The sequence below is a fragment of the Streptomyces sp. NBC_01478 genome (genome assembly GCF_036227225.1).
In the GTDB taxonomy this organism is placed as follows: domain Bacteria; phylum Actinomycetota; class Actinomycetes; order Streptomycetales; family Streptomycetaceae; genus Streptomyces.
Map to the genome: position 1 here is coordinate 3,404,714 of NZ_CP109444.1, position 17,021 is coordinate 3,421,734.

At 70.5% G+C, this 17,021-nt stretch carries 18 protein-coding genes; 8 read left to right on the forward strand and 10 right to left on the reverse strand.

Annotated elements, in window-relative coordinates:
• Nucleotide 1: 1 nt before the first annotated feature.
• The 3 genes from OG223_RS15365 to OG223_RS15375 all read left to right on the forward strand — a co-directional run bounded on the left by OG223_RS15365 (nt 2) and on the right by OG223_RS15375 (nt 3,763).
• Nucleotides 2-796, forward strand: a complete 795-nt coding sequence (locus tag OG223_RS15365; RefSeq protein WP_329247981.1) for a thiazole synthase — start codon at nt 2-4, stop codon at nt 794-796.
• Between the two features lie 104 nt (nt 797-900).
• Entirely contained in the window at nt 901-2,835 is a 1,935-nt protein-coding gene (gene pknB / locus OG223_RS15370; RefSeq protein ID WP_329247983.1) for a Stk1 family PASTA domain-containing Ser/Thr kinase, read from the forward strand.
• A 34-nt stretch (nt 2,836-2,869) separates the two neighbouring features.
• The gene (locus tag OG223_RS15375; RefSeq protein WP_329247986.1) at nt 2,870-3,763 is read left to right on the forward strand and encodes a deoxyribonuclease IV; all 894 of its coding nucleotides are present in this window, start codon (nt 2,870-2,872) and stop codon (nt 3,761-3,763) included.
• A gap of 12 nt (nt 3,764-3,775) precedes the next feature.
• On the opposite strand, the gene OG223_RS15380 is transcribed toward OG223_RS15375, so the two are convergent.
• Nucleotides 3,776-4,390 carry a sulfite oxidase-like oxidoreductase gene (locus OG223_RS15380; RefSeq protein ID WP_329247989.1) on the reverse strand — a complete coding sequence of 205 codons (615 nt, stop codon included), beginning with the start codon at nt 4,388-4,390 and terminating at the stop codon, nt 3,776-3,778.
• A gap of 159 nt (nt 4,391-4,549) precedes the next feature.
• Here OG223_RS15380 and bfr point away from each other — a divergent pair, with 159 nt between their 5' ends.
• On the forward strand, nt 4,550-5,026 hold the full coding sequence (gene bfr / locus OG223_RS15385) for a bacterioferritin (RefSeq protein WP_019062355.1): 477 nt from the start codon (nt 4,550-4,552) through the stop codon (nt 5,024-5,026).
• A 27-nt stretch (nt 5,027-5,053) separates the two neighbouring features.
• Here bfr and OG223_RS15390 read toward each other — a convergent pair whose 3' ends face one another.
• Both OG223_RS15390 and OG223_RS15395 read right to left on the reverse strand, forming a co-directional pair.
• Entirely contained in the window at nt 5,054-5,338 is a 285-nt protein-coding gene (locus OG223_RS15390; RefSeq protein WP_329247992.1) for a (2Fe-2S)-binding protein, read from the reverse strand.
• Nucleotides 5,339-5,463: 125 nt separating this feature from the next.
• Nucleotides 5,464-6,816, reverse strand: coding sequence for a class II 3-deoxy-7-phosphoheptulonate synthase (locus tag OG223_RS15395; protein ID WP_329247994.1), 1,353 nt, complete (start codon nt 6,814-6,816; stop codon nt 5,464-5,466).
• Nucleotides 6,817-6,912: 96 nt separating this feature from the next.
• Between OG223_RS15395 and OG223_RS53945 the strand changes: the two genes are divergently transcribed.
• The gene (locus tag OG223_RS53945) at nt 6,913-6,981 is read left to right on the forward strand and encodes a trp operon leader peptide (protein WP_355922438.1); all 69 of its coding nucleotides are present in this window, start codon (nt 6,913-6,915) and stop codon (nt 6,979-6,981) included.
• A 96-nt stretch (nt 6,982-7,077) separates the two neighbouring features.
• On the forward strand, nt 7,078-8,958 hold the full coding sequence (locus tag OG223_RS15400; protein ID WP_329247996.1) for an anthranilate synthase family protein: 1,881 nt from the start codon (nt 7,078-7,080) through the stop codon (nt 8,956-8,958).
• Nucleotides 8,959-8,992: 34 nt separating this feature from the next.
• Here the strand turns inward: OG223_RS15400 and OG223_RS15405 are convergent, their stop codons facing one another.
• The 4 genes from OG223_RS15405 to OG223_RS15420 all read right to left on the reverse strand — a co-directional run bounded on the left by OG223_RS15405 (nt 8,993) and on the right by OG223_RS15420 (nt 12,826).
• Nucleotides 8,993-10,021: a 6-phosphofructokinase gene (locus OG223_RS15405; protein WP_329247999.1), complete on the reverse strand. Its 1,029-nt coding sequence runs from the start codon at nt 10,019-10,021 to the stop codon at nt 8,993-8,995.
• A 133-nt stretch (nt 10,022-10,154) separates the two neighbouring features.
• Nucleotides 10,155-10,829, reverse strand: a complete 675-nt coding sequence (locus OG223_RS15410) for a response regulator transcription factor (protein ID WP_329248002.1) — start codon at nt 10,827-10,829, stop codon at nt 10,155-10,157.
• Nucleotides 10,826-12,046 (reverse strand): MacS family sensor histidine kinase, encoded by a 1,221-nt coding sequence (gene macS / locus OG223_RS15415; RefSeq protein ID WP_329248005.1) that lies wholly within the window; start codon nt 12,044-12,046, stop codon nt 10,826-10,828. Before macS ends, OG223_RS15410 begins: the two co-directional genes overlap by 4 nt.
• A gap of 30 nt (nt 12,047-12,076) precedes the next feature.
• Nucleotides 12,077-12,826 (reverse strand): lysophospholipid acyltransferase family protein, encoded by a 750-nt coding sequence (locus OG223_RS15420; RefSeq protein ID WP_329265284.1) that lies wholly within the window; start codon nt 12,824-12,826, stop codon nt 12,077-12,079.
• A 209-nt stretch (nt 12,827-13,035) separates the two neighbouring features.
• Here OG223_RS15420 and OG223_RS15425 point away from each other — a divergent pair, with 209 nt between their 5' ends.
• Both OG223_RS15425 and OG223_RS15430 read left to right on the forward strand, forming a co-directional pair.
• A complete protein-coding gene (locus OG223_RS15425) occupies nt 13,036-13,848 on the forward strand; it encodes an alpha/beta hydrolase (protein WP_329265285.1) in 813 nt (270 codons plus the stop codon).
• A complete protein-coding gene (locus OG223_RS15430; protein ID WP_329248008.1) occupies nt 13,841-14,446 on the forward strand; it encodes a hypothetical protein in 606 nt (201 codons plus the stop codon). The genes OG223_RS15425 and OG223_RS15430 overlap by 8 nt, the downstream gene beginning before the upstream one ends.
• A 158-nt stretch (nt 14,447-14,604) precedes the next feature.
• Here the strand turns inward: OG223_RS15430 and OG223_RS15435 are convergent, their stop codons facing one another.
• From OG223_RS15435 to OG223_RS15445, 3 genes are all read right to left on the reverse strand, one after another.
• Nucleotides 14,605-15,351: an endonuclease/exonuclease/phosphatase family protein gene (locus OG223_RS15435; protein WP_329248011.1), complete on the reverse strand. Its 747-nt coding sequence runs from the start codon at nt 15,349-15,351 to the stop codon at nt 14,605-14,607.
• A 134-nt stretch (nt 15,352-15,485) separates the two neighbouring features.
• Nucleotides 15,486-16,439 carry an ROK family glucokinase gene (locus tag OG223_RS15440; protein ID WP_317886877.1) on the reverse strand — a complete coding sequence of 318 codons (954 nt, stop codon included), beginning with the start codon at nt 16,437-16,439 and terminating at the stop codon, nt 15,486-15,488.
• A 92-nt stretch (nt 16,440-16,531) separates the two neighbouring features.
• Entirely contained in the window at nt 16,532-17,017 is a 486-nt protein-coding gene (locus OG223_RS15445; RefSeq protein ID WP_329248016.1) for a DUF5304 family protein, read from the reverse strand.
• Between the last annotated feature and the right edge of the window lie 4 nt (nt 17,018-17,021).

The following is a 17,021-nucleotide window of genomic DNA, read 5'->3' on the forward strand; positions in this document are numbered from 1 at the left end:
CATGGCCGACGACCCCTTCGTCCTCGGTGGTACGCCCTTCACGTCCCGGCTGATCATGGGCACCGGGGGTGCGCCCAGCCTCGACGTCCTGGAGCGCGCGCTGGTGGCCTCCGGTACGGAGCTCACGACGGTCGCGATGCGGCGCGTCGACGCCTCCGTGCACGGCTCGGTGCTGTCCGTGCTGGAACGGCTCGGCATCCGGGTACTGCCCAACACCGCGGGCTGCTTCACGGCCGGCGAGGCCGTACTGACGGCCAGGCTGGCGCGGGAGGCGCTCGGGACGGCACTGGTCAAACTTGAGGTGATCGCGGACGAGCGGACCCTGCTGCCGGACCCGATCGAGCTGCTCGACGCCGCCGAGACCCTGGTCGACGACGGCTTCACCGTGCTGCCGTACACGAACGACGATCCCGTGCTGGCGCGGAAGCTGGAGGACGTCGGGTGTGCGGCGATCATGCCGCTGGGGTCGCCGATCGGGTCCGGGCTCGGGATCCGCAATCCGCACAACTTCCAGTTGATCGTGGAGCACGCGCGTGTGCCGGTGATTCTGGACGCGGGGGCCGGTACGGCGTCCGACGCGGCGTTCGCGATGGAGCTGGGGTGTGCGGGGGTGATGCTCGCGTCGGCGGTGACGCGGGCGCGGGAGCCGGTGCTCATGGCCTCCGGCATGAGGAGTGCGGTGGAGGCGGGGCGGCTGGCGTTCCGGGCCGGGCGTATCCCACGTCGTCATTTCGCCGAGGCGTCGTCTCCGGCGGAGGGCCTGGCACGGCTGGACCCGGAACGTCCGGCCTTCTGAACACCCGTTCCACAGCGTGGGATCCGTCACAGGTCGGCTGCAGTACGGGTCCGAAACCGGCCGAAAAGGCGGTGCTGTCAGCCTCGGCTCGTACACTCACCTGCGTGGATACGACCCTTCATGACCCTCTCGTCGGGCAGTTGCTCGACGGCCGCTATCGCGTCGACGCGCGGATCGCCGTCGGCGGGATGGCCACGGTCTACCGGGCCGTGGACACCCGCCTGGACCGGGTTCTCGCGCTCAAGGTGATGCACCCGACGCTGGCGGCCGACGCGCACTTCGTGGACCGGTTCATCCGCGAGGCCAAGTCGGTGGCGAGACTGGCGCACCCGAACGTGGTGCAGGTCTTCGACCAGGGCGCCGACCGGTCGTACGTCTATCTGGCCATGGAGTACGTCGCCGGCTGCACTCTGCGGGACGTGCTGCGCGAGCGCGGGGCGCTGCAGCCGCGGGCCGCGCTGGACATCCTGGAGCCGGTGCTGGCCGCGCTGGGCGCCGCGCACCGGGCCGGGTTCGTGCACCGGGACATGAAGCCGGAGAACGTGCTCATAGGGGACGACGGCCGGGTCAAGGTCGCCGACTTCGGTCTTGTCAGGTCCGTGGACACGCACACCAGCACCACGGGGGCCGTGCTCGGCACGGTGTCGTATCTCGCGCCGGAGCAGATCGAGGGCAGCACCGCCGACCCCCGGGTCGATGTGTACGCGTGCGGTGTCGTCCTCTACGAGATGCTCACCGGCCAGAAGCCGCACGACGGGGACTCCGCCGCGATCGTGCTCTACAAGCACCTGCACGAGGACGTCCCGCCGCCCTCGGCGCTCGTGCCGGGGCTGGCGTACGAGCTGGACGAGCTGGTCGCCACGGCCACCGCGCGCACCCCGGACCTGCGGCCCTACGACGCGGTCGCGCTGTTCGGGATGGTCCGCGAGGCGCGGGCCGGACTGAGCGACGAGCAGTTGGACGCGGTGCCGCCGCAGGCGCTGACCTCGGAGCACCCCAACGCGGAGAACCGTACGAGTGTGATCCCGCGCTCGCTCACCGTGCCGCGTCCGCTGCCCGTCAACGAGGACGACGGGCCCGGTGACCCGTTCAACCGGACCAGCCGGTTCGAGAGCGGGCCGCCGCTGCCGCCCCGGCGGCGCGAGGCGCGGCGCCCCCGGCGCGGGCTGCTGGCGGTGATCGCCGCGCTGCTGCTGATCATCGGGGTCGGCACGGGCGTCTGGTACATCAACTCCGGCCAGTTCACCAAGGTCCCGCCGCTGCTGGCGAAGACCGAGGCCCAGGCGAAGGAGCGGCTGGAGGACGCCGGTCTCGACGTCAAGAAGGTCGACCACGCCTACAGCGACACCGTGAAGCGCGGCACCGTCATCAGCACCGACCCGGTGTCCGGCGCCCGTATCCGGAACAACGACTCCGTGGCCCTGACCATCTCCGACGGCCCGGAGACCGTGAAGGTGCCCGACCTGACGGGCTACGCCCTGGGCAAGGCGCAGGCCCTGCTCAAGACGGACGGGCTGGCGGCCGGCATGGTCACCAAGGAGTTCAGCGACGACGTCCCCAAGAACTTCGTGATCAGCACGGACCCCGAGGCGGGCACCAAGCGCCACGCGGGCTCCGCGATAGCCCTGACCGTCAGCAAGGGCAGCGCGGTCGACGTGCCCGACGTCACCGGTGAGGATCTGGACGACGCGAAGTCGGACCTCCAGGAGGCCGGTCTCAAGGTGACGGTGTCCGCCACCGAGGTCACCTCGGAGTACGACGCGGGCCAGGTCGCCCGGCAGACCCCGGCCGGCGACAGCCAGGCCGCCGAGGGCGACACGGTGACGCTGACGGTGTCCAAAGGCCCGGAGATGGTCGAGGTCCCGAGCGTGGTGGGCGCGAGTGTCGACGCCGCGACGAGGCTCCTGGAGGAGTCCGGCTTCAAGGTCAAGGAGGACCGCGGTCTGCTCGGCCTGTTCGGCGACACCGTGAAGAGCCAGTCCGTGGACGCGGGCGAACAGGCTCCCAAGGGGTCGACGATCACGATCGAGATCCGGTGACGGGGGCGGCACGCGCGCGTGACACCCTGGACGGGTGAGCACCCAGCACCCCTCCCCGCCCTCTCGGCTCCCCTCCCGCAACCCCGTCGGCGGCCACGTCCCGGTCGCCGGCGGTCTCCACTCCGTGGGCCTGTCCTACGCCCGTGAGCTGGCCGCCGAGACCGTGCAGGTCTTCGTCGCCAACCCGCGCGGCTGGGCCACACCGGTCGGGAACCCGCGCCAGGACGAGGAGTTCCGCGCGGCCTGCGAGACCGAGTCGATCCCGGCGTACGTGCACGCCCCGTACCTGATCAACTTCGGCTCGCACACCGAGGCCACCGTGGAGAAGTCCGTGGAGTCGCTACGGCACTCGCTGCGGCGGGGACGCGAGATCGGCGCGCTCGGCGTGGTCGTGCACACCGGGAGCGCGACGGGCGGGCGGGAGCGGGCCGTGGCGCTGGCCCAGGTGCGGGAGCATCTGCTGCCGCTGCTGGACGAGTTGACCCACGACGACGACCCGTTCCTGCTCCTGGAATCCACGGCCGGTCAGGGATCCTCGCTCTGTTCGCGGACCTGGGACTTCGGGCCGTACTTCGAGGCGCTGGACGCTCATCCGAAGCTGGGCGTGTGCCTGGACACGTGCCACATCTTCGCCGCCGGGCACGATCTGACCGGCCCGAGCGGGATGCACCAGACCCTCGATCTGCTGGTGGACACGGTCGGCGAGGGGCGGCTGAAACTGATCCATGCCAACGACTCCAAGGACGTCGTCGGCGCCCACAAGGACCGCCACGAGAACATCGGCTCCGGCCATATCGGCGAGGATCCGTTCCGCGCGCTGATGACCCACCCGGCGACCGAGGGCGTGCCTCTGATCATCGAGACGCCCGGCGGCAAGGAGGGGCACGCGGCGGACGTCGAGCGGCTGAAGAAGCTCAGGGACGCCTAGCCCCCGAGGGGCTCACAGCTCCGGGCCGTCCTCCGGCTCCTCCTGGTACGAGTACCGCTGCTCCCGCCAGGGATCGCCCACGTTGTGATACCCGCGTTCCTCCCAGAACCCCCGCCGGTCCGCCGTCATGTACTCGACGCCCCGGACCCACTTCGGGCCCTTCCAGGCGTACAGGTGGGGGACGACCAGGCGGAGCGGGAAGCCGTGTTCCGCGGTGAGGAGTTCGCCGTCCTTGTGAGTGGCGAAGATGGTGCCCTCGGCGGCGAAGTCGGCGAGGCGGAGGTTGGCGCTGAACCCGTACTCGGCCCAGACCATGACATGGGTGACGGCCGGTGCGGGCGGGGCGGTGTCCAGGATCGTGCGGGCGGGGATGCCGCCCCATTCGGCGCCGAGCATGCTGAACTTCGTGACGCAGTGCAGATCGGCCACTACGGAGTCGTAGGGCAAAGCTGTGAACTCGTCGTGGTTCCAGCAGTGCTTGTCGCCGTCGGCGGTGGCGCCGAAGACCCTGAACTCCCAGCGCTCGGGGCGGAACTTGGGCACCGGGCCGTAGTGGGTGACCGGCCAGCCGCGCTGAAGTCGCTGGCCGGGCGGCAGCTCGGACTGTTCGACCCCTCTCTGACCCATGGCTCCATCCTGACAGACGGGGGGCGGTGCACATGACCGGCTCTGGGCGGATTCGGGCAACTCCTACTAAGCATGCACTTACTGGACGACATCTGAGCGCCGATGCAATCATGCGGCGCAACCCGCCAGTCCCCCCCGTTTCTGGAAGGAGCCTCTGCGATGCAGGGCGACCCCGAGGTCCTCGAGTTCCTGAACGAGCAGCTCACCGGTGAGCTGACCGCGATCAACCAGTACTGGCTGCACTACCGCATCCAGGACAACAACGGCTGGACCAAGCTCGCCAAGTACACGCGTGAAGAGTCCATCGACGAGATGAAGCACGCGGACAAGATCACCGAGCGCATCCTGATGCTCGACGGTCTGCCGAACTACCAGCGGCTGTTCCATGTCCGGGTCGGTCAGACGGTCACCGAGATGTTCCAGGCGGACCGGCAGGTGGAGGTCGAGGCGATCGACCGCCTCAAGCGCGGGATCGAGGTGATGCGCACGAAGGGCGACATCACGTCGGCCAACATCTTCGAGGACATCCTCGAGGACGAGGAGCACCACATCGACTACCTCGACACGCAGCTCCAGTTGATCGAGCAGCTCGGCGAGGCGCTCTACATCGCGCAGCAGATCGAGCAGCCCAGCTAGTACCCGCCGGCCGAAACCCGCCGGACTCTAGGCCGCGTCCTCCAGCTCGGCCATTCCGGCTCCGGCCAGCTCGGCGAGGATCGACTCGCCCTGGTCGGCCGCCTCGCGGCGCGGGCACGCGCCCCGGCCCAGCAGCGCCTGGATACGGCGGACGCACGACCCGCAGTCGGTGCCCGCCTTGCAGGCCGACGCTATCTGCCGGGGGGTGCAGGCACCGCCCTCCGCGTGCTTCGCGACCTGCGCCTCGGTCACACCGAAGCAGTTGCAGACGTACACGCGGGTCACCTCCCGGGCGGGATCGAAGGTCGTCATGCCATCCCGATAATCGGTGAGGCTAACCTAACCTTACCCGTCGCGCGAGAGCTGTAAAAGTGCCGTGGGGCGGGGATCGTATGTGATCCCCGCCCCACGGCACACTGCTGTAACAGGTGAAACGGTTACTGGTCCCTGTACATCTCGGCGACCAGGAAGGCCAGGTCAAGGGACTGGCTGCGGTTGAGGCGCGGGTCGCAGGCCGTCTCGTAGCGCTGGTGCAGGTCGTCGACGAAGATCTCGTCGCCGCCGCCCACGCACTCGGTGACATCGTCACCGGTGAGCTCGACGTGGATGCCGCCCGGGTGGGTGCCGAGGCCCTTGTGGACCTCGAAGAAGCCCTTCACCTCGTCGAGCACGTCGTCGAAGCGGCGGGTCTTGTGACCGGAGGCCGCCTCGTACGTGTTGCCGTGCATCGGGTCGGTGATCCAGGCGACGGTCGCGCCGGACGCGGTGACCTTCTCGACCAGCTCGGGCAGCTTGTCGCGGACCTTGTCCGCGCCCATCCGCACGATGAAGGTGAGCCGGCCGGGCTCGCGGTCCGGGTCGAGGCGCTCGATGTACTGGAGCGCGTCCTCGGCGGTCGTCGTCGGGCCGAGCTTGATGCCGATCGGGTTGCGGATCTGGGAGGCGAACTCGATGTGCGCGCCGTCCAGTTGACGGGTGCGCTCGCCGATCCACACCATGTGCGCGGAGACGTCGTAGAGCCTGCCGGTGCGGGAGTCGACGCGGGTCAGGGCCGACTCGTAGTCCAGCAGCAGCGCCTCGTGCGAGGAGTAGAACTCGACGGTCTTGAACTCCTCCGGGTCCGTCCCGCAGGCCCGCATGAAGTTCAGCGCGCTGTCGATCTCGCGCGCGAGCTGCTCGTAGCGCTGGCCGGAGGGGGACGACTTCACGAAGTCCTGGTTCCAGGCGTGCACCTGGCGCAGGTCGGCGTAACCACCGGTGGTGAAGGCGCGCACCAGGTTGAGCGTGGAGGCGGACGCGTTGTACATCCGCTTCAGGCGCTCGGGGTCCGGGATGCGGGACTTCTCGTCGAAGGCGAAGCCGTTGACCGAGTCGCCGCGGTACGTCGGCAGCGTCACGCCGTTGCGGGTCTCGGTGCCCTTCGAGCGCGGCTTGGAGTACTGGCCGGCGATACGGCCGACCTTGACCACCGGCACCGAGGCGGCGTACGTCAGCACGGCGCCCATCTGGAGCAGGGTCTTCAGCTTGTTGCGGATGTGGTCGGCGGACACCGCGTCGAAGGCCTCGGCGCAGTCGCCGCCCTGGAGGAGGAACGCCTCTCCCTTGGCGACGGCCGCCAACCGGGCGCGCAGCAGATCGCACTCGCCCGCGAAGACGAGCGGCGGATACGACTCGAGGTCCGCGATCACTGCGCGCAGAGCCTCGGTGTCGGGGTACTCGGGCTGCTGCGCCGCGGGCAGGTCTCGCCAGGTGTTGCCAGCGCTGGCGCTGGTCTTAGCGTTCACGGTCACGCCCTCAACATTACGGGGTCGTGTCGAGTCGTTTTCGCGCGGCTCGACAGGTGAGACGCCCCGATGCTCACCTGTGCGTGGGGTAGGGTGCGCGTCATGTTCGCGCATTCGACCCAGAACACGATCCAGAACTGGTGGTGGACCGCTCATCCGGCGGCCCACTGACTGCGCGTACTCCCAGTACTCCGCGAAGGCCGCCCGAGGGGCGGCCTTCGGTGTGTCCGGGGTCCGTTCCTCTCCACGAGAAGGAACCAAGGACCCATGCATCTGGACGACCTGCTCCGCGACTCCCGCCCGTTCGCCCTGCTGCGCCGTCGCACCCCGGGCCACGACCACGACGTGATCGAGGTCATGATCGGCCCGGTCGCCTCCTACGACCGTCTCGCCGACCTCCCCGACGAGGGCCTGGCCCTGGTCCCCTACCGCCAGATCCGCGAGCGCGGCTTCGACGTCCGCGACGACGGCACCCCGCTGTCCTTCCTCACCCCCGAGGAGTCGTACGAGATCCCGCTCGCCGACGCCCTGGAACACCTGCCCGCGCACGACGTGCGGGTCGAGGGCGGTGGCTTCGACGTCGGCGACGAGGCGTACGGCGAGATCGTCGGGCGGGTGCTGCGGGAGGAGATCGGGCGCGGCGAGGGCGCCAACTTCGTCATCCGGCGGACGTACGAAGGGGAGATCCCGGGGTACGGCAGGGCCGACGCGCTGGCGTTGTTCCGGCGGCTGCTGGTCGGTGAGCGGGGCGCGTACTGGACCTTCGTCGTGCACACGGGTGAGCGCACGCTCGTGGGCGCCAGTCCCGAGGTGCATGTCCGGATGTCCGGCGGGACGGTCGTGATGAACCCGATCAGCGGGACCTACCGCTATCCGGCCGAAGGACCCACACCCGAACACCTCCTCTCCTTCCTCGCCGACGGCAAGGAGATCGAGGAGCTGTCGATGGTCGTCGACGAGGAGCTCAAGATGATGTGCACGGTCGGCGACATGGGCGGGGTGGTGGTCGGGCCGCGGCTGAAGGAGATGGCCCATCTCGCGCACACCGAGTACGAGTTGCGCGGCCGGTCCTCGCTGGACGTGCGCGAGGTCCTGAAGGAGACGATGTTCGCGGCGACCGTCACCGGCTCGCCCGTGCAGAACGCCTGCCGGGTCATCGAGCGGCACGAGGTCGGCGGGCGCGGCTACTACGCCGGCGCCCTCGCCCTGCTCGGCCGCGACTCCGGCGGCGCGCAGACCCTCGACTCCCCCATCCTCATCCGCACCGCCGACATCGACCCGGCCGGCCGCCTGCGGGTGCCCGTCGGCGCCACCCTCGTCCGCGGCTCAGACCCGGCGGGCGAGGTCGCGGAGACCCACGCGAAGGCGGCGGGAGTGCTGGCGGCCCTGGGCGTACGACCGTCCCGCCCGCGCGACGAGGGCACGCGCCCCCGGCTGGCCGACGACCCCCGGGTGCGGGCCGCGCTCGACGGGCGCCGCGGCTCGCTGGCCCCGTTCTGGCTGCGGATGCAGGAGCGGTCCGGGGAGCTGACCGGGCACGCGCTGGTCGTCGACGGGGAGGACACCTTCACGGCGATGCTCGCGCACGTGCTGCGGTCGAGCGGCCTGGAGGTGACCGTGCGGCGGTACGACGAGGAGGGGCTGCGGGAGGCGGTGCTCGCGCACGAGGGGCCCGTGGTGCTGGGTCCTGGACCGGGCGACCCCTCCGACACGGCCGACCCGAAGATGCGGTTCCTGCGGGCGCTGACCGCCGACGTCCTCCGGGAGAACCTGCACGGTGTCCTCGGCGTGTGCCTGGGGCACGAGTTGATCGCGGCGGAGCTGGGCCTGGACATCGTACGGAAGGAGGTGCCGTACCAGGGGGCGCAGACGGTGATCGAGTTGTTCGGACGGGAGGAGACCGTCGGCTTCTACAACAGCTTCGTGGCGCGCTGCGACGACGAGGCCGCCGCCGAACTGGCCGCCCATGGTGTGGAGTTGAGCCGGAGTGCCCAAGGGGAGCTGCACGCGCTGCGGGGGCCTGGCTTCGCGGGCGTCCAGTTCCACCCGGAGTCCGTCCTGACGCTCAACGGGGCTGCTGTCGTACGGGAGTTGGTAGGTCGGTTGCGCGGGACGAGCACGCGGTCGGTGGAGCGTCGGACGGGCTGAGTCGCCCGGCCGACGCCCGGAGTGCGGCCACGCCTCAGCCGAAGAACACCCCGACCTCCTCGTACAACTTCGGGTCGACCGTCTTCAGTTGGGCCGTGGCCTCCGCGATCGGTACGCGGACGATGTCCGTGCCGCGCAGGGCGACCATCTTGCCGAAGTCGCCGTCGCGGACGGCCTCGATGGCGTGCAGGCCGAAGCGGGTGGCGAGCCAGCGGTCGAAGGCGCTCGGGGTGCCGCCGCGCTGGACGTGGCCGAGGACGGTGGTGCGGGCCTCCTTGCCGGTGCGCTTCTCTATCTCCTTGGCCAGCCACTCGCCCACCCCGGACAGCCGGACGTGCCCGTAGGAGTCGAGGGTCCCGTCCTTCAGCACGACGTCGCCGTCCTTGGGCATGGCCCCCTCCGCGACGACCACGATCGGGGCGTACGACGCCTTGAAGCGCGAGGTGATCCAGCCGCACACCTGCTCGACGTCGAAGCGCTGCTCGGGGATGAGGATGACGTTGGCGCCGCCCGCGAGTCCGGAGTGGATGGCGATCCAGCCCGCGTGCCGGCCCATCACCTCGCAGACGAGGACCCGCATGTGCGACTCTGCCGTGGTGTGCAGCCGGTCGATCGCCTCGGTGGCGATGCCTACGGCGGTGTCGAAGCCGAAGGTGTAGTCGGTGGCGGACAGGTCGTTGTCGATGGTCTTCGGTACGCCGACGCACGGCACGCCGTACTCGTCCGACAGCCGCGCGGCCACGCCCAGGGTGTCCTCGCCGCCGATCACGATGAGCGCGTCGACCTCCTGCGCGGCGAGGTTGTCCTTGATCCGGCGGATGCCGTTCTCCAGCTTCAGCGGGTTGGTGCGGGAGGAGCCGAGGATGGTGCCGCCGCGGGGCAGGATGCCGCGCACCGCGGGGATGTCGAGCCGGACGGTGTCGCCTTCGAGTGGACCTCGCCAGCCGTCCCGGTAGCCGACGAAACCGTAGCCGTACTCCTGTACGCCCTTGCGGACGATGCCCCGGATGACGGCGTTGAGTCCGGGGCAGTCGCCGCCTCCGGTCAGTACTCCGACGCGCATGGAAATATCCCTTCGCCGCGGTTTCCTGTGACAGCCACGCTAATGGTGATCCAGGTCACAGAGGGATGGGCGGGAAGGTCAATTCCGAGATCAATTCCGGTGAATTGTCGGGGAGTTGATCTAGCGGGGCCGGCTATGCGTCGTCGAGGCCGCGCTCTATCGCGTACCGGACCAGCTCCACCCGGTTGTGCAACTGGAGCTTGCCCAGGGTGTTCTGGACGTGGTTCTGGACCGTGCGGTGCGAGATGACCAGGCGTTCGGCGATCTGCTTGTAGCTCAGGCCCTTGGCGACCAGCCGCAGTACTTCGGTTTCCCTGTCGGTGAGTTGGGGCGCCTTGGGCTCGCCGCCGCCGGCCGGTGCCGGGTCGGAGGCCAGGCGGCGGTACTCGCCGAGGACCAGTCCGGCGAGGCCAGGAGTGAACACCGGGTCGCCGACCGCCGTGCGCCGCACCGCGTCCAACAGCTCTTCCGTGGAAGCCGACTTGAGCAGATAGCCGGTCGCGCCGGACTTCACCGCCTCCAGTACGTCGGCGTGCTCGCCGCTCGCGGAGAGGACCAGGACGCGCAACGCCGGGTTGGCGCCCACCAGTTCCTTGCAGACCTGGACACCGGGCATCGCCGGCAGGTTCAGGTCGAGGACGAGGACGTCGGGGGCGGCGGCCTTCGCCCGGCGTACCGCCTGCTCGCCGTCCCCGGCGGTGGCGACCACGTCGAGGCCTGCCTCGGCAAGGTCGCGGGCGACGGCGTCGCGCCACATCGGATGGTCATCGACCACCATGACCCTGATCGGGCCCCGCTGCTCACTCATCGTGTCCCCGCCTTCCCCCGCGCCTTCGGTACCTTCAGCTCAACTTCCGTGCCCTGCCCGGGAATCGAGACCAGCTCGGCGCTGCCCCCGAGGTCCCGCAGCCGCCCCCGGATCGACAGGGCGACCCCGAGCCGCCCCTCCCCCTCGGCCTGCGCGAGCCGCCCCTCGGGGATCCCGGGCCCGTCGTCCCGTACGGTCACGACGACCTCCCGGGGCTCGTCCTCGACCAGGATCCAGGCACGGGCGTCGTCACCGGCATGCCTGCGCACATTGTCCAGGGCGGCACCGACCGCGGCGGCCAGCTCCTTCGCCGCGTCCGCGGGCAACGGCACCGGAGCACCGGGCTCGGCGAAACTCACCTTCGCGGCGGCGTACGGCGCGAGCAGCGACCGAAGATCGACCGGGCCGTCGTCGTCATCGTCGGATTCTTCCTCCACGACTCTCACGACCGCGCCCTCCGCCGCGTCCAGCGAGACCCGGGAGACGGGGACCAGGCCGCCGGAGACCAGGGTGCGCAGCGCGATCTCCTGTTCGCCCGCCATCCGGCCCAGCTCGCCCGCGTCGCCGCCGAGCACGGCACCGCGCCGCTGCACCATGGCCAGCACCTGGAGCACCCCGTCGTGGATGTCCCGGGCGAGCCGCTCCCGCTCCCGGGTGGCGGCCTCGATCTCCAGGGCACGGGCGAGCGTGCGCTCGGAGGCGCGGGCGACCTCCACGACGTAGCCGATGGCGATGGAGGCGACCCAGACGAGGACCACGTTGTGGACGGTGTCGCGGGCCGGGGAGCCGCGCTCGATCAGGTTGGCGACGGCGACCGGGGTGGAGGCGAACGCGGCCCAGCGCCAGCCGCCCTTGATGGCGTAGGCGAGGACCGAACCGGCGGTCCATATCGACGGCAGGGTGGGGCCGCCGCTGTCGATGTGGTGGTCGTCGGCGGCGAGCGGGGTGAGGACGATGCCGATCAGCGCGACCGTGAGGTCGGCGGCGAGGAAGCGCTTGGTGCAGGCGACCGCGCTCTGGACGCGGGGCAGCGTGGCCAGCGTCCAGACGAACAGGACGACGTAGAAGGCGATGGCGATGCCCGGGCGGTCGAACTCGTCGTAGGCGGAGGCGAACAGACCGACCGCGTACAGCATGGTCAGCACCCGGTAGCCGCTGAGCGCGCGCCACAGCGGCTGCTCGACGGACATTCTGACGACACGCACCTGCTTGGCCATGGCCCCCACCCCCGAAACCGGACTGCCCCTCTACGGGGAGCCGGTCTGCTCCTTCTCCGCTTGCGTGAGCGCGGCCTTGGCCGCCTTCTCCGCTTCCTTGCCGGCCTTCGCCGCGTCCGCGATCTGCCGCTTGGCGGCGGTCGCGTAGATGTCGACGTACTCCTGGCCGGAGAGCTTCATGATCTCGTACATGACCTCGTCGGTCACCGCGCGGAGGACGAAACGGTCGTGCTCCATGCCGTTGTACCGGCTGAAGTCGAGCGGCTTGCCGATCCGGATGCCCGGGCGCATCAGCTTCGGCATGACCTTGCCGGGCGGCTGGATCTTCTCGGTGTCGATCATCGCGACCGGGATCACCGGGGCGCCGCTGGCGAGCGCCACGCGCGCGAGACCGCCGGGCTTGCCCCGGTAGAGACGGCCGTCAGGGGAGCGCGTGCCCTCCGGATAGATACCGAACAGTTCACCGCGCTCCAGGACGTCGATCCCGCTCTTGATCGCTGCCTCGCCCGCCCCGCGCGCACCGGAACGGTCCACGGGGAGCTGGCCCACGCCCTTGAAGAACGCGGCCGTCAACTTGCCCTTCACCCCGGGCGTCGTGAAGTACTCCGCCTTCGCGATAAACGTCACCTTGCGGTCCAGGACCGCGGGCAGGAAGAACGAGTCCGAGAACGAGAGATGGTTGCTCGCCAGGATGGCGGCGCCCTCGTCCGGAATGTTCTCCAGGCCCTCCACCCAGGGTCGGAAGGCGACCTTCAGCGGTCCCCCGATGGCGACCTTCATCGTGCCGTACAACAACCGAGTGCCTCCCGTGTCCGTCGATCAGACCTTAACCCGGAGCACTGTCAAAGGACCCGACGACCCTGGTCGGTGTCAGTGCGGTCGCGTACGGTTAACCGCATCCGGACTTGTTCACATCCCTCTCATGAACTCGCGTCCTATGATCACCGCTCTCTCATGAACACGCCCCTCTCATGAACAGGAGACCGAAGGTGCCGGTCCTCCCCGGAGCCGAGCCGTACCGCCACGAGGGCGGGGAGGTCGGAGTTCTCCTCTGCCACGGCTTCACCGGTTCCCCGCAGTCGCTGCGCCCCTGGGCGCAGCATCTGGCCGAGCGCGGCCTCACCGTGTCGCTGCCGCTGCTGCCCGGGCACGGCACGCGCTGGGAGGACATGCAGCTCACCGGCTGGCAGGACTGGTACGCGGAGGTGGACCGCGAGCTGCGCGCCCTGCGCGAGCGCTGCTCGCAGGTCTTCGTCGCGGGCCTGTCCATGGGCGGCGCGCTGGCCCTGCGGCTGGCCGCGAAGCACGGCGACGAGATCAGCGGTGTGGTGGTCGTCAACCCCGGTATCAAGGTGCACGGCCTCGCGGCGTACGCCCTTCCGGTGGCCCGCCACCTGGTGCGTACGGCGCCGGGTATCGCCAGCGACATCGCGAAGGAGGGCAGCGAGGAGGTCGGGTACGACAAGGTGCCGCTGCACTCCGCGCACTCCCTGCGCACTTTCTTCCGGCTGGTCGACCGCGAGCTCCCGCAGGTCACCCAGCCGCTCCTGCTGCTGCACAGCCCCCAGGACCATGTGGTTCCGCCGGCCGACTCGGCTCGTGTCCTCAGTCGGGTTTCCTCGACCGACGTGACGGAGATCCTGCTGGAACAGAGCTACCACGTCGCGACGTTGGACCACGACGCGGACCGGATTTTCGAGGAGAGCTTCGCGTTCATCGGCCGGCTCGCACCCAGTGCCGGCCAGCAGGTGTCCGACACGGGCCGGGTGAGCGAGCAGGAAGGGACGGCCACAGGTGGCTGAGCACGACTCCGACCGCGAGGGCCTCGAACCGGACGAGCAGGGCGTCCCGTTCGACGAGGAGGCCGCGTGGGCCGCGATCGTCGCCGGGTACGGCGACGAGCCCAAGGATCCGCCGGGCGCCAAGCCGTTCAAGTCGATCGAGGACCTGGCACTGCTGGATCCCGAGAAGAACGACGCCAAGTCCACGGACAAGGCGGCCGGCGCGGAGAGCCCGGAGAGTGCCGACAAGGAGGAGCCGCCGGCGCCCGCCAAGCCGCTGGGCAGTTCGGTCTCCTTCGCGCCCGGCGTCGGCGGGCCCCGTGACTACACCGCGCCGGACGCCGCCGACGAGGACTTCGACGAGGACGACGAGGGCCACTTCGTGCCGCCGGAGCCGCCCCCGCTGCCGGACGCCGACACCACGGCCAAGTTCGCCTGGCTCGGAGTCATCGGCGGCCCGGTCCTCCTGCTGCTGGCGGTGCTGCTCGGCTGGGACATGACGTGGTGGCTGGCGACCATCGGCATCGGCGGGTTCCTGGGCGGCTTCGCCACCTTGGTGATGCGGATGCGGACGGACGAAGAGGACGGGGACGATCCGGGGCGGGGCGCGGTCGTCTAGCGTCCGGCTGGCGGGGATTCCGAGGGCGGCGGGGACCGGGAAGTGGTCCGTGGCCGCCCTCACGGCAGTGCCCCTCGACGCCCCCCTCGCACGGCTCGGGCCCGGCGAGCCTCACCGGCTTCGGGCGGCCGCGCCGGACTCCGCCCGGCGGCCGTGGTTCAGGCCGCGGGCACGCGCACCGCGGCCAGTACGGGGAAGTGATCCGTCGCCCGCTCGATGTCGGCCTCCGCCACCCCCGGCAGCCCCAGCGGTACCCCGCACCCCAGTACCTCGATGCCCGGCGTCGCGAAGATCGCGTCGATGCGCTGGAAGGGGTTGCCGGGGGTCCAGGTGTACTCGGCGCCCCAGGGGGTGGTGGCCCAGCAGTCCTGCAGATCCTTGGCCAGTCGGGTGAAGGTCCGGCCGTCGGGGCGGTCGTTGAGGTCGCCGCCCGCGATCGCGTGGTCCACGCCCATCCCGGCCAGTCGGTCGAGCAGCATGCCGCCCTGGTCGTAGCGCTCGTCCTGGCGGAGGCTGAGGTGACAGCTAAGGACGCCGAGGCGGGTGGCTCCGAAGCGGACGACCGCGGTCGCGAAGCCGCGTCGGAACTGTCCCGGAGTGAGCGGCAGCAGGACGTCTTCCGTGCGCTCGACCGTCGCCCGCAGCGAGCAGAGCAGGGCGGGGCCTGCGGCGGTGCCACCTCCGGAGAGGACCACCAGGCCGGAGGCGGACGCGAGCCGGGCCAGCTTCTTGCGCCAGCGGAAGAAGAGGGGGGCCTCCTGGATGAGGACGAGGTCCGGGGCGCAGGCCCTTATCACCCGGGCCAGGGCGGCGGTGTCGTCGCGCATCGAGCGGATGTTGTAGCTCAGGACGCGGATGATTGCCGAACCGTCCGGTTCAGTGCGGGAGTTGGGGAGCGGCGCCATGTGGATCAATCTACGCGGCGTTGGAATGGGCCGCGCGCCCAATGGCTCGGGGCGCGAGGTACGTGGGCGACCGCCGATCGTGCGTGGCTGGTCGCGCAGTTCCCCGCGCCCCTAAAAGCAAAAGCCAGGGCGACTTACATGATCGGGTCGGGTTCCCTTGCCAGGTCTGCTGCTCCCACCATGCCCGCCTTGTTGCCCAGTTGGGCGGCGATCACGTCGGCCACCGGGCGCCAGTTGCCGCCCACCAGCCAGCGCTTGTAGGACTTGCGGATCGGGTCGAGGACCAGTTCGCCCTCGTCCGAGAGGCCGCCGCCGACGATGAACGCGGAGGGGTCGAAGAGGGAGGCCAGGTCGGCGAGGCCGGCGCCGGCCCAGCGGGCCAGTTCGCGGTAGGAGTCGACGGCCACCGGGTCGCCCTGCCGGGCAGCCATGGAGATGTGCTTGCCCTCGATGCCCTCGGGGGTGCCGTCGCCGAGCGAGAGCAGGACGTCCGCGGCCTCGGGGGTGGCGTTGGCGCGCTGCTTGGCGTAGCGGACGAGGGCGCGGCCCGACGCGTACTGCTCCCAGCAGCCCTGTGAGCCGCAGCCGCACAGCAGGCCGTCCGGCACCATGCGGATGTGGCCGAACTCGGCGGCCACCCCGAAGTGCCCGCGGCGCAGCTTGTTGCCGATGATGATGCCGCCGCCGAGGCCGGTGCCGAGCGTGATGCAGATGACGTTGCGGTGGCCCTTGCCGGCGCCGAACTTGTACTCGCCCCAGGCCGCGGCGTTCGCGTCGTTCTCCACGACGACGGGCAGGCCCACGCGGGCCTCGACCTTCTCCTTCAGCGGCTCCTGGCGCCAGTCGATGTTCGGCGCGAAGTAGACCGTGGAGCGCTGACGGTTGACGTAGCCCGCGGCACCGATGCCCACGCCGACGATCTCGTGCCCGGCGCGCGCTCCGTCGACCGCGGCGGCGATGGCGTCGACGATGCCCTCGGCCGTGCCCGGGGTCGGCACCTTGTGGGTCGAGAGGATGTTGCCTTCCTCGTCGACAACCCCGGCCGCGATCTTGGTGCCGCCGATATCGACGCCGATGGTGAGTCCCATGAATCCCTCAGTTTCGGTCGAGCCCCGCTATGGCCCACCGTACCCGAGGGGCTGGCGTCGGATTCGCGACGTCGGTCCGGAGTGCGGGCTCTCTAGTCGAGGTCGATACGCTCGCCCGGGCCCGGGTCCTCGCCCCGGTCACGGCGGTCCTTGAGTTCGCTGTCGCGCGCGGTCCAGCGCTGTTCCTGGGCCTGGACGGCGGAGCGGTACGCGGCGAGGAGTTCGCCGCCGGCCGCCGCGAGGTGGTCGAAGACGTCCGGGTTGCGTTCGATGACGGGCTCGACGGCGGCCTTGGCCTGCTGGACGACCTGCTTCACCACCTGCTGGGCGGCCGGTCCGGCGACCTGGCCGAGCAACGGGGACTGGAGGCCGGACAGCTTGTCCGCGACGGTGTCGACGAGTTTGCGCAGTTCCTCGGCGGCCGAGCCCGGGGGCGGGCCGTACTGGGTGCGGCGGCGGGCCTTCTCCGCCGCGAGGTCTTCGGCGGCCGCCGTCGCCCAGGCGTCGGCGTCGGTCGCCCGCACCTCGTCGAGCGCCTCTTCCTTGCCGGCGTCGTACGGGGGGAGCTCTTCGCTCATGACG